This is a genomic window from Bacteroides mucinivorans, from assembly GCF_034654355.2.
GTDB classification, from domain to species: Bacteria; Bacteroidota; Bacteroidia; order Bacteroidales; family Bacteroidaceae; genus Bacteroides; species Bacteroides nordii.
On record NZ_CP178179.1, the window covers coordinates 1,108,154 to 1,133,326 of the forward strand.

The 25,173-nt window shown below is 40.3% G+C and carries 12 protein-coding genes; all 12 read left to right on the forward strand.

The window, feature by feature from the left end:
- The first annotated feature begins 84 nt into the window (after positions 1-84).
- The 12 genes from VCM39_RS03845 to VCM39_RS03900 all read left to right on the forward strand — a co-directional run bounded on the left by VCM39_RS03845 (position 85) and on the right by VCM39_RS03900 (position 25,163).
- Complete coding sequence (locus VCM39_RS03845) at positions 85-3,321, forward strand: glycoside hydrolase family 2 protein (protein WP_322933771.1); 3,237 nt, start codon at positions 85-87, stop codon at positions 3,319-3,321.
- Between the two features lie 65 nt (positions 3,322-3,386).
- The gene (locus tag VCM39_RS03850; protein ID WP_322933772.1) at positions 3,387-4,712 is read left to right on the forward strand and encodes a T9SS type A sorting domain-containing protein; all 1,326 of its coding nucleotides are present in this window, start codon (positions 3,387-3,389) and stop codon (positions 4,710-4,712) included.
- A 291-nt stretch (positions 4,713-5,003) separates the two neighbouring features.
- Complete coding sequence (locus VCM39_RS03855) at positions 5,004-7,202, forward strand: alpha-L-rhamnosidase C-terminal domain-containing protein (protein WP_322933773.1); 2,199 nt, start codon at positions 5,004-5,006, stop codon at positions 7,200-7,202.
- 478 nt (positions 7,203-7,680) lie between these two features.
- Positions 7,681-10,923, forward strand: a complete 3,243-nt coding sequence (locus VCM39_RS03860; RefSeq protein ID WP_322933774.1) for a TonB-dependent receptor — start codon at positions 7,681-7,683, stop codon at positions 10,921-10,923.
- A gap of 16 nt (positions 10,924-10,939) precedes the next feature.
- Positions 10,940-12,856 carry a RagB/SusD family nutrient uptake outer membrane protein gene (locus VCM39_RS03865; RefSeq protein ID WP_322933775.1) on the forward strand — a complete coding sequence of 639 codons (1,917 nt, stop codon included), beginning with the start codon at positions 10,940-10,942 and terminating at the stop codon, positions 12,854-12,856.
- Between the two features lie 32 nt (positions 12,857-12,888).
- Positions 12,889-14,139, forward strand: a complete 1,251-nt coding sequence (locus VCM39_RS03870; RefSeq protein WP_221650559.1) for a DUF5000 domain-containing lipoprotein — start codon at positions 12,889-12,891, stop codon at positions 14,137-14,139.
- Positions 14,140-14,188: 49 nt separating this feature from the next.
- Positions 14,189-14,893 carry a DUF4998 domain-containing protein gene (locus tag VCM39_RS03875; protein ID WP_322933776.1) on the forward strand — a complete coding sequence of 235 codons (705 nt, stop codon included), beginning with the start codon at positions 14,189-14,191 and terminating at the stop codon, positions 14,891-14,893.
- Positions 14,894-15,553: 660 nt separating this feature from the next.
- Entirely contained in the window at positions 15,554-18,259 is a 2,706-nt protein-coding gene (locus VCM39_RS03880; RefSeq protein WP_323674028.1) for a glycoside hydrolase family 2 protein, read from the forward strand.
- A gap of 8 nt (positions 18,260-18,267) precedes the next feature.
- The gene (locus tag VCM39_RS03885) at positions 18,268-20,847 is read left to right on the forward strand and encodes a beta-mannosidase (RefSeq protein WP_221650557.1); all 2,580 of its coding nucleotides are present in this window, start codon (positions 18,268-18,270) and stop codon (positions 20,845-20,847) included.
- A gap of 22 nt (positions 20,848-20,869) precedes the next feature.
- On the forward strand, positions 20,870-22,441 hold the full coding sequence (locus VCM39_RS03890; RefSeq protein WP_322933778.1) for a glycoside hydrolase family 28 protein: 1,572 nt from the start codon (positions 20,870-20,872) through the stop codon (positions 22,439-22,441).
- An 84-nt stretch (positions 22,442-22,525) separates the two neighbouring features.
- Positions 22,526-23,689: a glycoside hydrolase family 88 protein gene (locus VCM39_RS03895; protein WP_407934711.1), complete on the forward strand. Its 1,164-nt coding sequence runs from the start codon at positions 22,526-22,528 to the stop codon at positions 23,687-23,689.
- Positions 23,690-23,699: 10 nt separating this feature from the next.
- Complete coding sequence (locus tag VCM39_RS03900) at positions 23,700-25,163, forward strand: glycoside hydrolase family 28 protein (protein ID WP_322933780.1); 1,464 nt, start codon at positions 23,700-23,702, stop codon at positions 25,161-25,163.
- The last annotated feature ends 10 nt before the right edge of the window (positions 25,164-25,173 follow it).

The following is a 25,173-nucleotide window of genomic DNA, read 5'->3' on the forward strand; positions in this document are numbered from 1 at the left end:
ACTGAATAAAATAATCTGATAATGTAGATATGCTTTTAGAACTAATATGGTATTTCTATATTCTTGATTTTAAATCAATTACTTATGAGAAATTTGATTTTAGTATTAGGCATTATTCTTTCTTGTCAGTTTGCTTTGGGAAATGAGATCGGAAGGCAAAAAATTAACATCAATGCCTGTTGGAAGTTTCAAAGTAAAATATTGTCGAATAATCCGGCATTTGTCGATTTTGATGATAAATCTTGGAGTGTTGTAAATATTCCACATACGTGGAATAACACTGATGCACAGGATGGTGGTAATAATTATTTGAGAACTGTAGGTTGGTATAGAAAATCATTACCATGGAACGATTCCTATAATGGTAAGAAATTATATATCGAGTTTTTGGGAGCTTGTCTACAAGCCGAATGCTTTGTAAATGGTAAATCGGCAGGAATTCATAAAGGCGGATATACTGCTTTTCGTTTTGATATTACTCCGCTGATGAAACCCGGAGAAAATATCATTGCAGTAAAGGTAGATAACCGTCATTCGGAAGAAATTATGCCGTTAGGCGGAGATTTTTCAGTACTAGGAGGTATCTATAGAAATGTATCTCTAATCGTAGTTGATCCGGTACATGTTGATTTGATGGACAATGGTTCTTCCGGACTTTATCTAACTCCTGTCAATGTCAGTGAATCAAGTGCGGATTTGGAGATAAAAGCCCTTATATTTAATCATTCGTCAGAATCCAAGACGGTCATTATTAATGGGAAGTTAAGAAATCCAGATAGTTTTGAATCTATAGCGGACGTACCTAAACCGACATTTGATGTAACTGCCATGTGTCCGGGTGGAAAAGCGATAAAAACATTGAATGAGTTAGTGACAATAGAACCGGGAAAGTCATATCGGTTTGAAAAAAAGATAACCATTGAGCGACCTCACCTTTGGAATGGTAAGAAAGATCCTTATCGTTACCTCGTTGATTTAGAAATTGAAGAAAATGGAAATGTCATTGATGTGGTTTCCGAATATGTAGGGTTTAGATATTATTCAGTAACAAAAGAGGGATTTTTTTTGAATGGTAAGTTATATCCTTTGCGTGGAGTTGGCAAGCATCAAGATAGGTATAATATGGGATATGCCGTTACTGATAAAGAGCAAAACGAAGATTTTGGAATGATATATGATATGGGGGCGAATGCTATTCGTCTTGCCCATTATCCGCACGATCCTTATATCTATGATCTGTGCGACCGTTATGGTTTGGCTGTATGGACCGAAATACCTCTTGTAGACCGTCCGGGAACAGCTGAGTCTTTCAATGAAGTGACCAAAGATCAATTAAGAGAGTTGATTCGTCAACACTATAATTGTCCGTCGGTTTTCTTTTGGGGATTACAAAATGAGATCAGAGAACAGCATGATACTCACATGAGAATCTTGATGAAAGAGTTGAACGAATTGGCTCATGCGGAAGATCCTTCTCGCCTGACTGTCCAGGCTACCAATCACCATACCGCCAAAAATTGGAATTCGGATGTCTTCGCTTGGAATTATTATCCCGGATGGTATGTGCAAAATCCTCTATTCAGCGGTAAATTAGATAGCTTTAAAGATAGTGAATCAAGGGCTACAGCACTTTCAGAATATGGAGCTGGCGGAAGTATTTACCATCATGAGATAAATCCAGTAAAACCAGTAACAAACGGGGGGGATTTTCATCCGGAGGAGTATCAAAATAAAGTTCACGAACAGGCTATCATTGATATCTCTACCCGAGATTTCGTATGGGGAACCTTTTTATGGAATATTTTTGATTTTGCTTCAGACGCTCGAAAAGAGGGTGATCAACACGGAGTGAACGACAAAGGTTTGATCACTTATGATCGGAAAGTAAAAAAAGATAGTTATTATGCCTATAAGGCAAATTGGAGTAATGAACCATTTGTATATATCACCAGCAGAAGATATACAAACAGGAACGAAGAGGTTACTCCTATAAGCATTTATTCTAACTGTGAATCGGTGGAACTGTTCGTAAACGGAGAGTCTAAAGGGAAAATCGTATCAAAAGATGTTCGTTGCGGATTCTTTAAGTGGGATGGTATAATACTTTTGGCAAATACTGAGAATAAGATTAAGGTGGTAGGTACACAGGAGCAGAAAGAATATACTGACGAGGTTGTGTGGACTAAAATCGCCGGTACTACAACTACTTTGCAATCTGATAAGCTTGTTGTGGACAATGATAATAAGCGAATCATCTTTAAGGAAAATATTTCTGTTGAGCAAATCTATTCCTATTTACAAGCTCTTGACGGAGCTACGTTTATTGTCGTAGAGGCTGATGGCAAAACACCTGTTACAAAAGGAATGGTTAGTCTTGGAATGAAAATAGTTGTAACGTCTGAAGATAGCCAAAATAAAGCAACTTATGAATTTATTGCCGGACATATTGCACTAAAGAAAAATATCACAACAGATTCTGAACAGACGAACGAGGATAATTTAGCCTGTTATGCAGTAGATGGAGATTATAATACGCGCTGGGCGTCAAAAGACAAGAACCCTCATTGGCTTGAGATAGATTTAGGAAAAGAGTATGTCTTAAATAAAATTATAATTCATTGGTTTAATCCCAATGGAAGTAGAACTTATCAGTATCATATAAAGACTGCTGGTAATGAGAAAGAATTTGAGATAGAGGTAGACCGTTCAGGAAATACTCAATCAAATGCTGTATCTGATAATCTTCAAAGTAAAAGTCGGTTTGTACAGGTTGAAGTTCTTGGAGGTAATGCCCCAACAGCTTATCCGTCTTTGTATGAAATAGAAGTGTCGGGATGGATGATTGAATCGGAAGAATACGGCATTGATTTTGAAAATCATCAGATAAAGATTTTGAATACGAAAGAAAACGTACAAAACCTTACTACTGAAAGATTCTTAAGTAACATATCTTTTGAAGGAAACATGTCGTATGTTTTGAATAGTATGTCATATTTCATACAAGAGAATGATGAGCTTGTCATAACAGATTATTCGGGAAATAAAACGAAATTCAAATGTGTGTTTACAAACAACTTGACTTCTGTTAAAAATACAGATAGGAAGACTTTTCAAATAACCAGTCAGAATAATACACTAACAGTTAGACTGACGGATTTTATAGAACCTGTCACTTTAGAAATCAGGGGTCTGCTTGGACATACGATTGTTACCGAAGAAATTTCAAATGGCTATACTTGTCGGTTGGACAACGGATTTTATTTGGTTAGTTTATCAAGCCCGCAACTAAGTAGTGAAACAGTTAAATGTTTAATTAAATAATGGTTTTATTCCAAAAATGAAATCAGGATATAATAATTCTTTTTGTTAATATATACTCAAACATTATGAAGAAATATTTATTATTGGCGTTTTTTGCTTGGGCAAACGCAGGAGTTTTTACGATGCAAGTAAGTGCATTCAGTGGTAATGGCAGCGGAAATGCTGAAAGTCCTTATCTGATAACGAAGGCAGTAGAACTGGACGAAGTACGGGATAACCTTACCGCCCATTACAGATTGATGAATAATATTGATTTAACAGACTGGATTACGCAAAATTCGCCAGTTAAAGGTTGGGAGCCGATAAACGGATTTAAAGGCTCACTGGATGGAAACGGTTTTGTTATTTCAGGATTTTGGATCGAAAGACCGGAAACTGAAAATATCGGACTTTTCGGGAGTTTATCCGGAGGTACGATAAAAAGAATCGGTTTAGTTATTCCGGAGGATAAGAAGATTACAGGACTCAAAAATGTAGGAACTTTTGTAGGTCATACTCCTTATTCAACCACAGGGATAGTGATTGAAGAATGCTTTGTGAAAGGGGGTGTGGTTGAAGCAAAGAATTCGGCAGCCGGTGGTATTATGGGATATACTTCTACAACTACTGTGGTGACTATACGCAATTGTTATGTGGCAAATAAGATGATAATAGGTGCTGATGGTGCAGGTGGTTTGATTGGAACGGCCTATCGTGATGTAACGATGGAAAATTGTTATTGCACCAGTGTCGTTAAATCTACCAATAATGATAAATCTGCCGGTGGGCTTGTGGGAGGAACAAACGATGCTGGCAAGAATTATACAGTGAAAAATTCTGTTGCTTTAAATCCTGATATTATTTCTGCAAAATCGGCGGGACGTATCATTGGTTGGGTAAAAAACAGTTCAAAAACTTCATTCTCCGAAAATTTAGCTTTTGATGAAATGTTGATAGATGGTAAAGTTGTAACTGATGGTATGGAAAATAACAATAATGGTTTAGGGAAAACAAAAAAGGAACTAAATGAAGAATCTACTTATCTGGCCCTCGGTTGGAATTTTGATGTGGTTGATGGTGTATGGATGATGGGCAACGGAAAATATTCACTTCCGGTATTGAAAAATATTTCTGTAGATCAGCAACCGAAAGTGACTCCAGAACATTTATATATAGAAGGAATGACGAATGTAATAACCGAGAAAGAATCTTCTTTATTGATTTATCCGCGTGTAACAAAAGAGAAAATCACCATTACAAATAAGGCTTCGGCTTCAATGGTAACCATATATGATTTGACAGGTCGTATCATGCTGCAATCTGACATGTTTATTTTAGATATTTCGTCTTTCACCAATGGAGTTTATTTGGTGAAAATCGAAAATGAGATAGTTAAAATTATCAAGAGATAGGTGTCGTTTTTAGTTTAACGTGGCTTCTATATAATTAGAATATTGTCAGCCGCCCGTCATTACTAAAATTTAGTTCAATGGCGGGTGTCTTGTTGAATAAAATATAATGTTTATATCGAACTAGCGCTATAATACGTAATGTTTTTGGAATTATTCTTTATTCTGTATAGAAAGTCAAATGTTTGCTATTATGAAGAAAGATTTGTAATTCTCTAAATAAATAAAGTGTTATGTTTATGAAATATTTATTGAATATTACTTCGTGTAGGTCACTTTTTTTTTCTCTTCGTAATGTGTTACTGTGTATCCGGATTTTCTCAAGAGGTGAATGTACCGATTCAATTGCGGTGTGATTTGCTGTTACAGACTGATTATCAGTCTGCGCATGGATTCGCTGTTCCGACGGAATGGAAAGCTGCTATGTCAGGCAAGTATGAGTGCGTGAGAATCCTTACACAGACCCCTTCTTTTGGCTGGAATATCCCTTGTTGTGAGTCGGGAGCGACGATGCAGACGGCTTATCAGATTTTAGTGGCAAGTACAGAAGCAAAGTTGAAGGAAAATAAAGGGGATGTATGGGATTCCGGGAAGGTGGAGAGCACACAATCATCCGGTATAATCTATGATGGAAAGCCTCTTGTCGGCAATCATCTTTATTTTTGGAAAGTAAAGATATGGGATGAGAAGCAAACGGAAAGCTCCTATTCTGATGTAGCTGTCTTCTTGACAGATAAGGAATTACAGAAACATGCAACTGCACGGTATCCTCTTCAAAAACAACAGGAAATACCTGTTTATATCCAAAATGTGAAAAACAAAGTATTGGTGGCGGATTTTGGTAAGGCAGCCTTCTGTGGGCAACTTTATCTGACTCTGACTTCAGATAGCGGTCAGGATACAGTACTTGTACATACCGGAGAAGCGATGACATCGGAAGGGTGTGTAAACAGAAAACCCGGTGGTAATATTCGATATGGTAGATATCGTATTGCCTTACGTTCCGGAACTCATACTTATCAGATTCAGTTTCGTCACAGTGGCGGTGGCATTAAGATGCCTGATTATATAGGCGAAGTGGTTCCTTTCCGTTATGTGGAATTGGAAAACTATCAGGGTAGTGCCGATAAAACCTTGTTGGTACGCAATGCTGTGTACTATCCTTATAATGATGAGGCTTCCTATTTTGAATGTTCGGATAGCATTTTGAATCAGGTATGGGAATTATGTAAATACAGTGTAAAGGCAACTTCTTTCACAGGGCAATTTATCGATGGGGATCGCGAACGATTGCCTTATGAAGGGGATAATTATATCGGGCAACTGACAGCTTATTGCGTTGACGATGAATATAATTTGCCACGTTATTCACATGAGTACTCTATTACCCATCCTACCTGGCCTACCGAATGGATTCAGATTTCTGTAATGACGGCATGGTTGGATTATCTTTATACCGGTGATTTGCGTTCTATCCGTTATTATTATGATGATTTGAAAGCCAAATGCCTGATGGATTTTGAGACGGAAAATGGTTTGATTGTTGTATCGGGCACAGAAAAACAGAAGAATCCGCAAATAATGGCAAAGATACATCATAAAAAAAGTATTAAGGATATTATTGACTGGCCGGTGACAGAACGCGATGGATTTGTTGTAGATAATGCCTGCAAATCAGTTATTAACGCATATTATTATCGTGATTTAGTATTAATGTCAAAAATGGCAAGGGCATTGGGTAATGAAGAGGATGAACTCTTTTACAGAAAGAAAGCGGCACGTGTGAAAAAGAGTTTCCAACACCTGTTCTGGGACAGGAAAAACAAACGTTATCGGGACAGTGATAATCCAGAACACGCTTCTTTACATGCCAATATTTTCCCATTGGCTTTCGGATTAGTAGATGAAAAGGATAAGGCGCCTGTTATGAAATATATTCGCAGTAAGGGAATGGCTTGCAGTGTGTATGTTGCACAATTTCTGCTGGAAGCAGTATATGGGGCGGAAGATGGAAATTATGGACTTTCATTGATGAATTCTACCGATGACAGAAGTTGGTATAATATGATTCGTGAGGGGAGTACAGTATCGATGGAAGCATGGGGAAATAAATATAAAGGTAATCAAGACTGGAACCATATTTGGGGAGCTGCTCCCGGTAATATTATTATGCGGGAATTAATAGGAGTAAAACCGGTTTCTCCAGGCTGGAACAAGTTTCAGATTAAACCTCAATTGGGAGAGTTGAAATGGGCGAAAGCTAAAGTACCTACTATTAAAGGGGCAGTAACGGTGGAGTATAATCAGACTGGTGAAACTTTTTTAATGAAGGTAAGAGTACCCGGAAATACCGAAGCGGAAGTGATTCTTCCGGCAAAAAAAGATATAAATAAAGTAAATGTTAACGGACAGTTGGTAAAAACGATATTAAAAGACGGAAAGGTATTTTTGCCGGTATTAAGAAGTGGTGTTTATCATATAGTCTTGAATTGATATTTTTTATTTATACGGATTGGTAATTAAATGTATAAAGGAACAATAATGTTCTAAAAAATACATATTAGGCGAAAACAGATACATTTTTTGGTAAATGGTGTATGCTTTTGGGATCGTGTATTTTGGAAGTATACATCTTTTGTGGATTTATTTACTCTTCTCTTTTTTGTTATCAATAGTGCAAAAATAGTATAATATACTGCAAATGTTGGTATGTTACATTTATGGCGAGATTAGGCATGTTCGTTTGAGGGGGTACGGCATATATTTGTAACAGAAAATAATTCTCTTTTTCAGTTATTTTTAAGGTGAAAATATTTGTTCAGGTGAATTTTTGTTTATTAAATCTTTAATATTATGTATATGAAAAAACATCCTCCTTGATTTGAAATTCGGATAGGTAGAAAAGAATCTTATTATTATCTCTTTTTTAATTTGTAACTATTACTATTTCATTATTAATCAACACACAATTATGCAAAAAACACTTGATGCTCAAAAAAAAGTGACTTGCAGGCATTGTTGGCCTAAAGGTATTATGCCACTTTCTAAAAAGTCAGTTTTAATGGCTACTGTTTTGTCGTTCGGATTGGCAATGACTGTCGAAGCCTATGCATTGGACGAAACTTTTTACTCCGTATCAACGCCGGAGTCGTATGCAACACCACAAGCTACATTTACTGTGAAGGGAAGGGTTAGTGATTCAGAAGGAAATGGAATTCCCGGAGCTACTGTAAGGGTAAAAGGTACTCAAAAAGGAACGGCAACTGACCTGGACGGAAACTACTCATTAACGGGTATTGCACAAGGCTCTGTTTTGGAGTTCTCATTCATTGGTTATATTTCGGCAGAGAAAGTCGTTAAAGATAAAACGATTAATATTATTTTATATGAGGACTCCCGGACATTGGATGAAGTAGAAGTGGTTGCTTTTGGTACTCAGAAGAAAGAGAGTGTAATCGGTGCAATCAGTACGCTGAAGGTTTCTGAACTAAAAGTACCGACCAGTAATTTGACGAATGCGCTTGCAGGGCGTGTAGCCGGAGTGATTTCTTATCAACGTACGGGTGAACCTGGAGTAGATGACTCAAATTTCTTTGTACGTGGAGTTACTTCGTTCGGATACGCCAAATCGCCCTTAATATTAATTGATAATATAGAGGTAAGTACTGCAGATCTGTCGCGTTTACAACCGGACGACATTGAAAGCTTTTCTATCATGAAGGATGCTACGGCAACAGCTTTGTATGGATCACGTGGTGCCAATGGAGTTATTCTGGTAAAAACGAAAGAAGGACAGGCCGGTACCATGAAACTAAATTTACGTGTTGAGAATTCGATCTCAACTCCTACTAAAATGCTGGAACTGGCAGATCCTATTACTTATATGAAGTTGCATAATGAGGCTATCCTGACTCGTGATCCTTTGCATGCATTGTTATATTCGGAAGATAAGATTGATAATACTGTTCCGGGACATCCAACTGCCATTTATCCTGTAACGGACTGGAGAAAGGAACTGCTGAAAAATTATACGATGAACCAGCGTGTAAACTTGAATATCAGTGGTGGTGGTAGTGTGGTTAATTATTATGTAGCCGGCTCGTTCAGTCAGGACAATGGTATACTGAAAGTAGATAAAGCCAACAATTTCAACAATAACATTAAGATACGTAATTATTCGCTACGTTCTAATGTAAACATCAAACTTACTAAAACAACCAAGCTGATGGTTCGTATGAACGGTTCATTTGAAGACTATAATGGTCCGTTGAATGGCGGTTCTGATTTGTATGGAAAAATAATGCAGACCAATCCTGTATTATTCCCCGCTACTTATCCGAAAGATGCTGATCATGCCTATCTGAAACACATCATGTTTGGTAACTATGGCGATGGTAAGTATATCAACCCATATGCGGAACTGGTTAAGGGATACAAAGAGTCCGGACGAGATAAGATGGAAGCACAGTTTGAATTACATCAGGATCTGGATTTTGTGACAAAGGGATTGAAGTTACGCGGATTGTTCAATACTTCCCGTTTGGCTACCTATTCTACCAGTCGTCAATACAAACCGTTCTACTATAAGTTGGGACAGTACAATTATATGGATCAGACTTATATGGTGGATATTATTAATCCGGACGGAGGAACTGAGTATCTGGACTTTGGCAAGGGTGAAAAGACAGTTCAGGCTAATATGTATATGGAAGCGGCTTTAACTTATAACCGCGAATTTGGAAAGCATGGAGTGGGGGGGCTATTAGTTATGCAGTTGCGTAATAATCAGCAACCTAATGCTGAAACTCTTCAGACTACATTGCCCAAACGTAATGTCGGTCTTTCCGGGCGTCTCACTTACTCATATGATAATCGTTATTTTATAGAAGGAAACTTTGGTTATAATGGTTCCGAACGTTTTGACAAAAGTCAGCGCTGGGGATTCTTCCCGTCTGCAGGTATTGCATATGTTATTTCTAATGAAAAATTCTTCAAGCCGGTGACTCCGTATATTCAGAACTTGAAACTTCGTGCCTCTTATGGTCTAGTTGGTAATGATAATATTGCAAAGGATACAGACCGTTTCCTTTATTTATCCGAAATTAATATGAATAACAGTGGTTCCGGAGCAAGTTTTGGTTATAATGAGGGAGCTTATCGCCGAAATGGAATTTCGGTAAGTCGTTATGCTGATCCTAATATCACTTGGGAGATTGCCAAGAAAACAAACTTTGCCTTGGAAATGACCGTTCTGGATGCGCTGAATATTACTGCAGAATATTATATGGAGAATCGTTCTAATATATTCCAGGAGAGAAAAGATATACCTAAAACAATGGGACTTTGGGTAACTCCAAAAGCCAATCTTGGTAAGGCGAAATCTCATGGAGTAGACCTTTCGATGGATTACAATAAATACTTCAGTAATAAAACCTGGTTACAATTGCGAGCCAACTTTACTTACGCTACTAATGAGTATGTAGAATATGAAGAACTGGATTATCCGAATGCCCCATGGAAAAAGCATGTAGGTAATTCTATCGGTCAGCAATGGGGATACATCGCTGAAGGATTATTTGTAGATGAGGAAGAAGTTAAGAACTCTCCGGTGCAGTTTGGAGAATACGGTGCCGGTGACATCAAATACCGGGATGTAAACGGAGATGGTATCATTTCGGAACTTGATGAGGTACCTATCGGATATCCTACCGATCCGGAGATTGTGTATGGTTTCGGAGCTTCTTACGGATTTAAGAATTTTGATATTTCCGTTTTCTTCCAGGGGTTGGCAAGAGAATCATTCTGGATTGATTATGGTAAAGTTTCTCCTTTCTTTGACGATCCGTCAACTGGTGCTCGCGAAAATAATCAGTTGGCAAAGTTTATTGCAGACGATCATTGGTCGGAGAACAATCGTAATATTTATGCTGTATGGCCCCGTCTGGCTAACAGTTCTATTGAAAATAATGCGAAGAAAAGTACTTGGTTTATGCGCGACGGATCTTTCCTGCGCGTTAAGCAAGTGGAAATAGGTTACACATTGCCACAAAACTTAATCCGTAAGGCCGGATTGAAGAACCTGCGTGTGTATTTCACCGGAAACAATCTGTTCTGCTTCAGTAAATTTAAAGAATGGGATGTCGAACAAGCTGGTGACGGGTTGAAATATCCGGTACAGAGAATATATAATATTGGTCTGAATCTGACCTTCTAATAAAAAGAATGATACAATGAAAAAGCTAAATATATTATTATTAGCAGCATCGCTGTCATTGGGATCTTGTAATAATTATCTGGATATTGTACCCGATAATATTGCTACAATAGACAATGCTTTTACAATGCGCACCGAAGCGGAGAAATATCTCTTTACTTGCTATAACTACATGCCGGCCCATGGCTCTAAAAGTGATCCGGGATTTTTGGGTGGTGATGAATTTGTTTTCACAACTTATCATCGTGATAATTCCAACGTGAAACCTGCCTGGTATCTTTCACATGGAATGCAACGTTCCAGTGACCCTTATTTTAATTATTGGAACGGAGCACAGGAAGGGAAGAATCTGTATCGTGGTTTGAGGGATTGTAATATTTTCCTGGAGAATATTGGTAAGGTGCCTGATATGGATGTATCGGAAAAAGAACGTTGGATCTGTGAAGTGAAATTTTTGAAAGCATACTATCATTATTGGTTGGTACGTATGTATGGGCCGATTCCTTTGGTGAAGGAAAACATTTCGGTAGATGCTCCTACAGATGAGACGAAAGTATATCGTAATACGTTGGACGAATGTTTTGAATATATCATTAGTCTGTTGGATGAAGTCATTGATAATCCGTATATGCTCGATAAGATAGAAAATGAGACCGAAGAATTGGGACGTGTGTCCAAAGCGGTTGTCTATGCTATGAAAGCAGAGATAATGATGACTGCTGCAAGTCCGCTATTCAATGGAAATACGGATTATCTCGGATTCACGGATAACCGGGGAGTTGAGATTTTCAATCCCCAAAAATCAGAAGTTGAGAAACTGAAAAAGTGGGAAGATGCGGCAGAGGCTTGCCGTCAGGCTATCGAATTCTGTAAAGGTGTGGGATATGACTTGTTTAAGATGGAGTATTTCGACTATAGTAATATGTCGGATGATGCGAAACAGGTGATGCAGTTACGTCAGATATTGTATGAGAGATGGAATTGTGAAATGATTTGGGAGAATTCCAATTCCTGGTTCCAGTATCAAGGACATTGCATGCCACGTGGATGGACATCTGAGACTGTGAATAATACAAGTGGTGCAACGGGCAACATGGGTGTTTCCCTAAAAATAGCCGAGCAGTATTATACCAAAAATGGTATCCCGATGGAAGAAGACAAGGATTGGAATTATGAAAACCGGTTTGCTGCGGCTAAAGTAGGAAACGATAATGCTGCTTATATGGCGAAAGATCAATGGACGGCTAACTTCAACCTGAATCGCGAACCTCGTTATTATGCTTCTTTGGGATTTGACAGAGGAATCTGGATGGGACAAGGAACTAAAGATGTTTCTAAATCGAACTATCTGAAGGCACGTGCCGGTGAACCTGCTGCCAATGCATTTGAAACTTCTTGGTGTATGTCCGGTATCTGGCCTAAAAAACTGGTACATGATGAAACTGTATTGACAAAGACTAATATTACTTATCAGAAGTATCCGTTCCCGATTATGCGTATGGCTAATCTCTATTTGTTGTATGCCGAAGCATTGAATGAAATCAAAGCTCCATATACAGAGGTACTGCCCTGGATTGATAAGGTTCGTGAACGTGCCGGACTGGAAGGCGTAGAAACTGCATGGACCAATCATTCTACGGATCTGGAGAAGTTTAAAGATCAAACCGGTTTACGTGAGATTATTCATCAGGAACGTTTGATTGAATTGGCTCTGGAAGGACAACGCTATTGGGATATTCGTCGTTGGAAAAAAGCATTGACAGAGTTTAATAAACCTGTTACCGGTTGGAATTTATTATACAATTCGGCGGATGATTATTATAAAGAAACATTGATTTATAATCAGACATTTACTGTACGTGATTATTTCTGGCCGATTGTAGATGCTGAGACCTGGCGTAATAAGAACTTGAAGCAGAATTACGGATGGTAATAAGAAGAAATTTCAAATTAAAAAGAATTCCTATGATTATGAAATATAGTAAATTATTCGTGTTGGCTGCCGGTATTATCTCATTTGCAGCCTGTAACGGTGATGCGGATGTGAATTATGCATCGGGAAGTAAGGAAGCTCCGCAACAGGTAACTGTCAGAGAAGTGAAAAATCAGAACGGAGGCGCTATTATCTATTACACCCTTCCGGATGATCCTAATCTGAAATATGTAAAAGCGGTTTATGAAATGAAACCGGGTGTCGAAGCAGATGCAAGAGCTTCATATTATGTTGATTCACTCGTGGTTGAAGGATTACAGCGTGGAGGTGTGCATCAAGTTAAATTGTATTCGGTAGGGTATGGCGAAGTTGCTTCGGCTCCGGTTATTGTGGACATTGATGCTAAAACTCCGGCCTTTCAGGAAATCTGCCATACATTGGAGTATGATAAAACCTTCTCAGGGGTAAAAGTGAACTTTGAAAATACGACGAAAGCCAAAGTAAGTATCGGAGTTTTGAAAAAGCAGCCGGATGGCAAGTGGACGCAACTCTATATGCATTATACTGAAGCATCTTCCGGAAACTTTGCTGTACATGGACAAGATGCGGTAGAAACTGAATTTGGTTTCTATGTACGTGACCGTTGGGGGAATTTATCTGATACCGTTTCGTTTATTACTACTCCTATACTTGAAGTGGAATGCGATAAGAAGTTATTTAAAAATGCCAAGTTGCCTACGGATGAGTGGGAATGCCATAAATGGGCATCCGAGCAGAGAAATGCAATTGAATGTGTCTGGGATGGAAGGACGATTGGTTTGCCGATGTATCACTCGAAGAATATAACCATGCCACGTCATATTACTATTGATCTGGGTAAGAAATATCAGTTCAGTCGTTTTGTCTATCATACACGCCATGATAATACTTCTGTTGGAGTAGAAGCATATGTGAAGGGACATGTTCATCTGTTCGAACTGTATGGAAGTAATAATCCGAATCCGAATGGGGAATTTGATGAAACATGGACCAAGATTGGTGATTATGAAACGAAGAAGGTTTCAGGAGGCGGTCCGAATGATCCTGTAACAGAAGATGATCGCAAAGCAGCTATTGCAGGAGAAGAATTTGAGGTACCGGCAGAAGCAGAGGCTTATCGGTATATTCGTTTCCGTGTTCTGGAAACCTGGGGAATCTATGGTTCATGGGGAGAATATGAAGCAAGTAGCTTTATATATATACAGGAGTTGACTTTCTACGGAGTAGGCGTTGATGAACCGTAGTATCCGGCAGAAACAGATTTTTATTTTAGAATTTAGTAAAACTATAAATATGAAAAAAGGTATATTATATACATTGCTGACAGCTATTATAGTATGTATGGTAGGCTGTGACGGTATGGATGCCACATATGCGGATTTTATAAAGGACGGGCCTATAGTATATATTGGCAAGGCCGATTCTTTGAAAGCTTTCTCCGGGAAAAATCGTATCAAACTGACTTGGCAGATGCAAAATGACCCGCGTGGTGTAAAGGCGCATATCTATTGGAAAGACCGGACTGAGTCTGTTGAAGTTGATTTGGACCGCTCACAGAAGGAGTTAGAGTATACACTTGAAAATTTGCAGGAAGCATCTTATGTATTTGAAGTAGTAATTTATGATAAGTATGGGCATTATTCGTTACCTGCTGAAATTACGGGTGAGGTGTACGGAGAGGTCTATATAGGTTTTCTGAACCCACGTAGTTACACAAAGAAAAGTGGCAAAGCTGTTTATTTCAACAAGGATACTCAAAAATGGGAGATGATTTTAAATGCTATCCGGGATAAAACATTAGTTAATACGGAGGTTGTTTATAAGGATGAGAATGGCAATGAAAAAACACTTTCATGGAGTGAACGAACAGCTTATACCCTGACTCTTGAAGGATATGCAGAAGGAGGAATGGTTAAATACAGAAGTTGTTTCCTACCTCAGGAAGGGGCTATTGACGAATTCTGGACTGACTATACTTATTTAGCAGGCAGCGAATGAAAACAAGGATTTAGTTGATATAATAGTCTATTCTGTAAAAGTACGTATTTAATGGTGTGTTAAATACGTACTTTTTGTATATAAGAGTACGTATTTTTAGGGTATAAAAGTACGTACTCTTTTCATTAAAAGAATCGTATATGCTTTTTCTGTTAACAATGTTAATCAAATGGTGGATAGCTTAGAAAGAACTCAATAGGGTAATGTATGTATAACTGATTTTTTTCGTTTCAGTTTATGAGCTTTCTGCAATCTGATTATAGATGATTCCAGTAAATGAGGCTTGTCTTTAATTTGTTTTTCTGATATATGATGTATCGTAATTCTTGTTTTTCAAAATAAGAAATTAGACATGGGTGTGTTTAGGTTAATTTTCGCTAAATGAGGACTTAAAAACTGTGTCGGGCTAAAAAACATACACATTAGGCGAGTATGAATACAGACAATTGATTATTTTTTACTAAAATAGCAGGCGGCCTTTTGAAAGAGTTAAAAAACAATTTTTTCTATACTGGCTCTAAGTGTTTGAGTATGCATATGTGCCAAAAGTGTATTTCTGGTGTACATGTCCGGTTTATATCTATATATGGCTAAAATGGGCATGTTGTATCCCTTATTCTTTGTCTACATTTGCTTTCAACAAATTAAGTAACAAGTATGATGAACAAGCTATTATGTTTTTTGCTATTATTTCTGTCTGTCTCTAACACAACACAAGGGAGTAATGTAAATTATGCCAGAAACACTGACAGGATTTGGTTGGATTCTAAGGAGGTCCATCAAGGGGAGTATATTTGGAAAATGAAGAAAGTGGATGAGGTGAAGGCTTCTGCCGGAGAAGTTTCGTCATTTGGATATAATACAAGTGACTGGCTTTCTGCTGTAGTTCCCGGAACGGTATTGAATTCTCTTGTTTACAATGAGAAGTATCCCGAACCTTATTATGGAGTAAATAACAAACTGGAGTCGGATAAAATCCCCGATATATCAAAGGTAGGACGTGAATTTTATACATATTGGTTTCGTACGGAGTTTGATGTTCCCGAGTCTTTCAAAGGGAAGACCATATGGTTACAACCGGATGGTATCAACTACCGGGCAGAAATATGGGTGAATGGCAATCTGCTGAGTACCATTAATGGTATGTTTATAAACGATTATATAAATGTGACGGATTTTGTGAAGACAGGAGGTAAGAATGTACTTGCCGTCAAAGTCTATCCGGTGGATGTACCGGGTACTACAATGTCTAAGCCCTGGGGAGCTGTCGGAGAATTCCATAATGGAGGTAACGGAAACATTGGTTTGAACACAACGATGCTGATGACTGTAGGTTGGGACTTTACCTTTATGGATGGTATCCGTGATCGGAATACAGGTATCTGGAAGAGTATCTCTTTGTATACCACGGGCACAGTGGCTTTACGTCATCCGTTCATTAAATCGGAATTGAAAAAGCCGGGGTATGATGTAGCACGCGAGACGATTTCTGTGGAAGTGAATAATCCTTTGAACTCTACGGATACGATTGATTGTGTGGTGAGAGGAGAGATTGCCGGTGAGAATATTATAGTAGAGAAGCCGCTTCGTATTCTGCGTGGTGAGGACAAAACGGTTACGTTTACTCCTGAGGAGTTTTCTCAGTTATGTATACAGAATCCCCGTTTATGGTGGCCGGTCAATAAAGGACCTCAGAATTTGTATGAACTGAAAATGACTGTTTCTGTGGATGGAGTGGTTTGCGATTCTGTTAAAACGCGGTTTGGTATCCGTGAAATTACTTCTGATACGAATACACCGGATAAATCACGCGTATTCTATGTAAATGGAAAACGTATCTTCATTCGTGGTACAAACTGGATTCCGGAAGCAATGCTTCGTGGTTCGGATGAACGTACTTATGCTGAATTGCGTTACACGAAGCAGTCCGGAATAAATCTGATTCGTTTTTGGGGCGGCGGTATTGCCGAATCTGATTATTTCTTTCAGCTTTGTGATGAATTCGGGTTACTCGTCTGGCAGGAATTCTGGATGACGGGAGATACACGCCATCCGCAGGATAAAGGAGTTTATTTAAGTAATGTGGAATCAACTGTGAAACGTATCCGCAATCACCCGGCTCTGGCCTATTACGTGGCTTCCAATGAAAGCTCGGAAGTGACGGGTACACGCGAATTACTGATGGAACTTGACGGAACACGCGGCTATCAGATGCAATCGGAGTGTGAAGGGGTACATGACGGAAGTCCATATAAGCAGGTGAACCCGATGCAGCATTATGAAAATACAGCCTCTCCCAGAGGTAGCCGTGTAGATGGTTTCAATCCTGAATATGGTGCTCCTACACTTCCTACGGTAGAGATATTGAGGGAGATGATGGATGAAAAAGATCTGTGGCCTATTAATAAAGAGGTGTGGGATTATCTGGATGGCAATGGTTTCCATCTGATGTCTACCATGTATAAAGACTTGGTAAATAACTACGGTGAGTCTTCTTCTATTGATGAATTTGCCCAGAAAGGTCAGTTTGTGGGAGCTATGAACTCAAAGAGTATCTGGGAAGTCTGGAACTATAACAAGCTGGATTATGGAGATCGTTTCTGCTCCGGATTGCTTTTCTGGTATCACAACTGTCCCGTACGTCAGGTCAGTGCCCGTATGTGGGACTGGTCTCTGGAGCCAACTGCATCTCTTTATCATACGGCAAATGCACTTGAACCGTTGCATGCACAGTTTGATTACCTCAAGAATACGGTATCTGTAGTCAATGACTATTATAAGCCTTTTGAGGGTTATACAGTAGTGGCACAGGTGTATGATATAAACAGTAAGAAAGTATTTGAAGAGTCTGCTAAGGTGAACTTACCGTCAGACGGAGTTGTGAATGATGCATTGACAATTCGTTTCCCGGAGGATATCTCACAAGTGCATTTTATTAAGCTCAGGCTGAAAGATGAAAAGGGAAAAGAAGTCTCTTCTAACTTCTACTGGCGTTCCAACGACAAATACGAAGGTAAGGAAACATTGACCGGTCCTACTTCTTCCGGTTTTGAAGATTTAGCTAAGCTGAAACAGGCAAAGCTTAATACCTCTTATAAAGTAAGAAAGACGGAGGATAAGTATTTCGTGGATATCACTTTGAAGAATACTTCCAATTCCATTGCTTTCTTCAATCAGTTGCAATTTCTGGATCAGGAACTCCGCCCGGTTCGCCCGTCATTCTATACAGACAATTTCTTTTCACTCATGCCGGGTGAAAGTAAATCTGTAACGATAGAGACTGCCGATAAGAATCTGCAGAATGCGCCGGTATTGGTTGTTAAAGGGTGGAATGTAGATAGAAAGCAGTTTAACCTGAAGAGATAAATTACCGGATGAAAATAAATAGAATCATAACGTTACTATTGGTTGCGATTCAGTTTTCAGTGATGGATGCCCGCCCCTTGCAACAATTTTTACACGAGGGGTGGAGTTTCCGTCAGGCAAGGGGTACAAACTGGTATCCGGCTACTGTCCCGGGAGTTGTTCATACCGATTTGTTGAACAACGGACTGATTGAGGATCCGTTTTATCGTTTGAACGAACGGGGCGTACAATGGGTGGACAAAGAAGACTGGATGTATCGTACCACTTTTGATGTGAGTCCGGAACTTCTTTCGAAAGAGAATATTATCTTACGTTTCGACGGATTGGATACCTATGCGGATGTTACTTTGAATGGAAAGAAGATTCTTTCTGCCGACAATATGTTCAGGGAGTGGCAGGCAGATGTCAGGTCTCTTTTGAAATTGAAAGACAACCAACTGGAAGTGTACCTGCATTCACCCATTAAGATAGCGATGCCTAAATGGGAGGCGGTTCCATTCCAGTATCGTAGTTCTAATGACCAATCGGAGAATGGAGGACTGTTTGATCGTAAAGTAGGGGTGTTTGTACGCAAAGCCGGTTATCATTTTGGTTGGGATTGGGGGCCGCGCCTGGTTACTTCGGGCATTTGGCGTCCGGTTACTCTTGAAGCCTGGAACGATGCCCGTATCAATGATGTGTTTTACAATCAGAAGGCGGTCACGGAGCGCGAAGCATCTATTGATGTAGTGGTAGAACTGCTGGCAGATAAAGAGGTGACGGCAGAACTGAAAGTGGTGAACTGCACGGATCATCGCACGGAAAACCGTAAGTCTGTGCATCTGACCAAAGGTTTGAATAAAGTGCCTGTATCGTTTACCATGAAGAAACCTAAACTATGGTGGACAAACGGGCTTGGAGAACCTTTCCTGTATGATATGGCTGTGACCCTGGATCTGAACGGGACGGAGGTCGATGTAAAAGAGCAGAAACTGGGAATTCGTTCGTTGAAAGTAATTACTGCCCCCGATCAATACGGAGAGAGTTTCTATTTCGAACTCAACGGGAAACCTCTTTTTGCCAAAGGCTCCAATTATATTCCTTGTGATAACTTTCTGCCCCGGGTTACGGATTCTATTTATGACAAGACAATCCGTGATGCGGTGGCTGCCAATATGAATATGCTTCGCGTATGGGGTGGGGGTATTTATGAGAACGACCTCTTTTACGAACTATGTGATGAGCAGGGCATTCTCGTATGGCAGGATTTCATGTTTGCTTGCAGCATGTTTCCGGCAGAAGGCGACTTACTGGAGAATATTCGCAGGGAAGCGATTGACAATGTACGCCGCCTGCGCAATCATGCATGTATTGCTTTGTGGTGTGGAAATAACGAATGCCTGGATGCCTGGTTCAACTGGAACTGGAAGCCGACTTATGACCGGCAGAATCCTGCCTATTCGGAACTTATATGGAAACAGTTTAAAGATCAGTATTTTGTGACACTTCCTCAGGTAGTCGAAGAATATCATCCGGGAGCATGTTACCGGAAGTCTTCTCCCTATTCGGATGATAAGGGGACTCGTAACCATACGGTGGGTGATATGCATTATTGGGAAGTGTGGCAGGGGTTTAAGCCCTTGTCGGAGTTTAACAAAGAGCGGAGTCGCTTTTTCAGTGAATACGGTTTCCAGTCGTTCCCGGAGTTTGAATCGATCAAACGCTATGCACCTCATGCCGGAGATTGGGAACTTACATCCGAAGTGATGATGGCCCACCAGCGCGGAGGAACAGCTGCCAATAAGCGGATCAACGACTTTCTGCTGACTGAATACCGTAAGCCGAAAGATTTCCGGGCATTCACCTATATGAGCCAGTTACTTCAGGCGGATGCTATGAAGATGGCAATGGAAGCACACCGGCGGGATATGCCTTATTGCATGGGATCATTGGTATGGCAACACAATGATTGCTGGCCGGTGGCTTCATGGTCGAGCCGTGACTATTACGGACGCTGGAAGGCACAGCATTACTTTACAGTAAAGTCATTTGACGATATATTGGTGTCTCCGATAGAAAAGTCGAAAGGGTTATTAGAAGTTTATGCCGTATCCGACCGCCTGAAACAAACTTCCGGAACATTGACCGTCCGTGTTTTAAAACTGACCGGAGGTACGGTGAAACAAGTAGTGAAGAAGGTGAATGTGCCTGCCAATACGAGTACGCCTATATGGACGGGAGATATAGATGAACTGCTTGGGGGACTTTCGAGAACAGACGTTGTTGTGAATGTGAATTACAAAGACAAGGGCGGAAGAGAATATACCAACAACTGTTTTCTGGCGAAACAGAAAGACATGCGTTACCCGGAAGCCCGGATAAAGAAAGAGATCATCCCGGTTGAGGGAGGATATGAGGTTATTTTAAGCAGTGACGTCTTTGCCCGTGGGGTTTTTGTATCAATAGAAGGAGACACAGACAATTTTGTATCGGATAACTATATGGATTTGCTGCCGGGTGAAGCGGTGAAAGTGAGGGTAAACACCTCTTTAGCATCTTCTCCGTTTGCTGCAAATTTGAAGGTGGTTTCTTTCTCTGAAATGTATTAAGGTAAAAAGATTATTAAGAACTATGGTTAGAATTATTTTATTATGTGTACTAATGATAGGTAGTACGATGCTCCGTGCGGCAGAAGCCACGCAGGTAGTTACTTATCCGTTGGCCTCCTGCTATCAGCAGGGTGAGCAGCATACGCTTCGTGTCGGGGAGACGAAGGTTCCGGTACAGGCGTTTACTCCTATTTATGATTTTACTCACTTTTCGTTTTCGGGCAGACAAACGGTTACTATCACGGTGAACGAGGAAATCACGAATTATACGATTACTCCGCTTTCGTTAGGGCTGAAAGCTACGGTGGATGGTAATAAACTGTCGTTTGATATAGAAGGTTCCCGTTATCTGATTGTGAAGATCAATAATCTGAAGGAACTGGCCATTGCAGGAGACAATCTGGAAACCGAGGTACCCGATAGCGAAGGGGAGGGGATTTATAACATTCTTTCCAAACCGTACAAGGCAGATAAGAAAGGAAAGAAACCAAGTACGGTTGCTATTCAGACTGCCATTGACGATGCATGCAGCAACGGCGGTGGAATTGTATATGTGCCGGCCGGTTTGTATTATTGCGGTAATTTGATTTTGCGTAGCAATGTACATATCTATATGGAAGGGGGAGCCGTCATTCGGGGGACGGGAAACCCGAAGGACTATATCACCCATTACCGGAAAGAATCGTTGCAGATGGACGGCACCTGGTTTATCTATACGGACGAGAACACCTCTAATATAAAGATATACGGCCGTGGTACGATTGATGGTAATGGCTCTTACATGCGTAACCAGCATAAGTACCTGAATAACCTATTGATGCCTATGCAGTGCAGTGGTTTTACGGTGGATGGTATTACCTTTATCGACAGTGGTTTATGGGGTGTTATCCCTACTCGTTGTGATCATGTATTGTTGCAAAATACCAAGCATTATAATGAGAACGACAAGGATCATGAAGATGATTCAATCGACATTCAGGAATGCCAGCATGTGCTGGTGAGACATACCATTGCCATTGCAGAAGATGATACTTATTCTACTAAGACGTGGACCCACACTACTGATATTGCTGATAAGTGGTATGGTGATCCCGAACCGCTTGATGATGTAACTTTTGATGACTGCCTGGGATGGAGCCGCTGTGCTACGTTTAAACTTGGATTCGGTGTGGAGCAGGATCAGACGAACCTGCGTTTTGTGAACTCCACCTCTTATAAGAGTATGCGTGCCATCGCTGTCAATCATAAGTGGGGGAAAGGGATAGCCCGTAACGTTCTATTTGATAATATTGATATCGAGGGCTTCTGGCCCAGAGATAAGAACAATAGCCGTTGGCTGGAAATTTATCTGCAAGCCCCTGAGACGGTGGAAGATATTGTGATCCGTAATGTTCGGGTACGTGACAAAGGCAATACCCCTTCTATCATTAAAGGGTACGATGCAAAGCATCCGTTGAAGAATATTATATTGGAGAATATCTATATGTATGATCGCAACGTTCCGGCTTACAGCTTGGAAGAAATGAATATAACCGATGTGAATAAATATATTCGAAACCTGCAACTGATACAGACTTATCATGCCAGCCGGTAATAAATTGTACTTTTGTATTTTATAAACTACTAAGAACTAACAGAATAAACCATGAGAATATCAATAATCGTATTTGGAGCTGTTATGGCCTGCTTTTTGTCCGTTGGGAATTTGTGGGCTGCCACTCCTAAAGGAAAAGTGGATGTGGACAAAGCTTTGGAGAATGCAGGACGTCAATACCTGTTTATGAGAGATGAATTGAAAGGGACGGATCTGTTTCCGAAAACATACGATACAAAGAAACAGAAACCGGAGAACAGTTCGTCCAAATGGTGGTGCAGCGGTTTCTATCCGGGCACTCTGTTTTATCTGTATGAAGCAACCGGCAACAAAGAGTTGTGTGCAGAAGGAGAACGCATGTTGAAGTTATTGGAGCCCGAACAATATAATGTAAGCACGCATGATATTGGTTTTATGATGTATTGCAGTTATGGCAATGCCGACCGTATAGCACCAAAATCAGGGTATAAAGACATTATGGTCAATAGTGCCCGTTCGTTAATTTCCCGGTTTAGTCCCGTAGTGGGATGTATCAAATCTCACAATCGTAAGCCGAACGATTATGTGGTTATTATTGATAACATGATGAACCTGGAACTGCTGTTCTGGGCTGCCGAAGCTACGGGGGACAATACATTCCATGATATAGCGGTGAAACATGCCGATACTACTTTGAAGAATCACTTCAGGGCCGATAATAGTCTTTACCACGGTATTAATTACGATCCGAAAACCGGTGGTATCCAGAATTACCAGGGAGGGCAGGGTGCTTCGGAACAATCAGCATGGGCGCGTGGACAGGCTTGGGGATTGTATGGATATACAATGATGTATCGCTTTACGAAGGACCCTAAATACCTCGATCAGGCAGTCAGGATAGCCGAATTTGTACTGAATCATCCTAATATGCCGAAAGACCTGATTCCTTATTGGGATTATAATGCGCCCGGTATACCGGATGCATTGAGAGATGCTTCGGCAGCTGCCATCAACTGTGCGGGATTGCTCGAACTGTCTCAGTATTTGCCGGAGAAACAGGGAGATAAATATTTTAAAGCGGCCGAGAAGATACTACAGGTGTTATCTTCACCCGAATATACAGCAGAAGTGGGTACGAATGGCGGATTTATCCTGAAGCATTCTGTAGGCAATATGCCCGCAGGCACGGAGGTAGATGCACCTTTGACTTATGCTGACTATTATTATGTAGAAGCTCTGTGCCGATACAAGTCATTAACCAATAAATAAGATACTTGTCATGATAAACAAATGTAAGACAATACTACTGACAGCCTCTTTGCTGTTTTCGTCTACCCTTTTTGCGGTGACGATTGATATAACAAAACGTGGTGCCAAAGGAGATGGTGTTACGGATAATACGATGGTTATACAAAAAGCGGTGGATGAGTGTTCCGCAAAAGGTGGCGGTACTGTCCTTATCCCTTCCGGAACTTATCTGATACGTCCTATTGAACTCAAATCGAATGTGAATCTGCATTTTGACTTTGGTGCATTGTTTTTGGGTAGTACACGCCTGGCGGATTACGATCATGCCTTCCCCTATAAAGAGGGTTCTATGAATCAGTCCTCAGGATTACTGTTTGCACGTGGGCAAAAGAATATCTCGCTTACCGGTTTCGGAACCATAGACGGACAGGGAGGAAGTGAAACGTTCCAGTTCGGCAATGATGGAGACGGGGGGCCAAAACGTCCCAAACTTATTTATTTAGTGGAGTGCCAGGGGATTGTTGTGACGGATCTTACGTTACGCAATTCTGCTTATTGGGTACAGCACTATGAGCGATGTGAAGATGTAACTATCCGTGGACTGAAGGTCTTCAGCCATTGCAATTATAACAATGACGGACTCGATATTGATGCAAAGAATGCAACAATATCCGATTGCTACATTGATGTGGAAGACGATGCCATTTGCTTTAAAAGTGATCATCCCGAGTTTTGCGAAAATATAACGGTGACTAATTGTGTGACGGCAAGTAATTGTAATGCTATCAAGTTTGGTACGGCTTCTCACGGAGGATATCGTAATATAGCTGTCTCCAATTGTGTGGTTCGCCGGGCTGCCGAAGACAACATACGTCATTGGAGCAAACAATTGGAACATATTTCTGCGGAGGTTACTGTGATTTCAGGAGTTGCCATTGAAATGGTAGATGGAGGAATTATTGATGGCATCACTGTGTCTAATATTTCTATGAGAGATGTACAGACACCTGTTTTTATCCGTTTAGGCGACCGGCACCGTACTTTCAGAAAAGAAGGCGGAGTGTTGAAGAACATCAATATCAGTGATATTGTAGCTACTGCCGAGAGCTTGATAGCTTGTTCGATAACCGGTGTTGAGAATTCTTTTGTAGAAAACGTATCTATTAATAATGTACAGGTAAGTTATCCCGGTGGTGGAACAACGGAGATGTTAATGGCTCCCGTTCCCGAGGAGGTTAGCAGTTATCCGGAAAACAGAATGTTTGGGAATACGCTTCCGGCAGCCGGATTCTATGTACGCCATGCCCGGAATGTACGGTTTAATAATGTACGATTCTGTGCCAAACAGCCGGATGCACGTCCACTCTTCTTCTTAGACGATGTAGTAGGGGCTGAGTTCAATCAGTGCAAGGGTGCAGCCCCGGCGGATTCTAAATTCATAAGGACAGTACGGAGTTGTGACATTGTGGCGGATGGTAAATACCTGAGTAAATAAAGAGGCTGCT

Coding starts and splice junctions, on each gene's coding strand:
- VCM39_RS03900 (WP_322933780.1), top strand. CDS start 23,700: ATGATAAACAAATGTAAGACAATACTACTGACAGCCTCTTTGCTGTTT.
- VCM39_RS03875 (WP_322933776.1), top strand. CDS start 14,189: ATGAAAAAAGGTATATTATATACATTGCTGACAGCTATTATAGTATGT.
- VCM39_RS03870 (WP_221650559.1), top strand. CDS start 12,889: ATGATTATGAAATATAGTAAATTATTCGTGTTGGCTGCCGGTATTATC.
- VCM39_RS03885 (WP_221650557.1), top strand. CDS start 18,268: ATGAAAATAAATAGAATCATAACGTTACTATTGGTTGCGATTCAGTTT.
- VCM39_RS03865 (WP_322933775.1), top strand. CDS start 10,940: ATGAAAAAGCTAAATATATTATTATTAGCAGCATCGCTGTCATTGGGA.
- VCM39_RS03880 (WP_323674028.1), top strand. CDS start 15,554: ATGAACAAGCTATTATGTTTTTTGCTATTATTTCTGTCTGTCTCTAAC.
- VCM39_RS03850 (WP_322933772.1), top strand. CDS start 3,387: ATGAAGAAATATTTATTATTGGCGTTTTTTGCTTGGGCAAACGCAGGA.
- VCM39_RS03845 (WP_322933771.1), top strand. CDS start 85: ATGAGAAATTTGATTTTAGTATTAGGCATTATTCTTTCTTGTCAGTTT.
- VCM39_RS03895 (WP_407934711.1), top strand. CDS start 22,526: ATGGCCTGCTTTTTGTCCGTTGGGAATTTGTGGGCTGCCACTCCTAAA.
- VCM39_RS03890 (WP_322933778.1), top strand. CDS start 20,870: ATGGTTAGAATTATTTTATTATGTGTACTAATGATAGGTAGTACGATG.
- VCM39_RS03860 (WP_322933774.1), top strand. CDS start 7,681: ATGCAAAAAACACTTGATGCTCAAAAAAAAGTGACTTGCAGGCATTGT.
- VCM39_RS03855 (WP_322933773.1), top strand. CDS start 5,004: ATGTGTTACTGTGTATCCGGATTTTCTCAAGAGGTGAATGTACCGATT.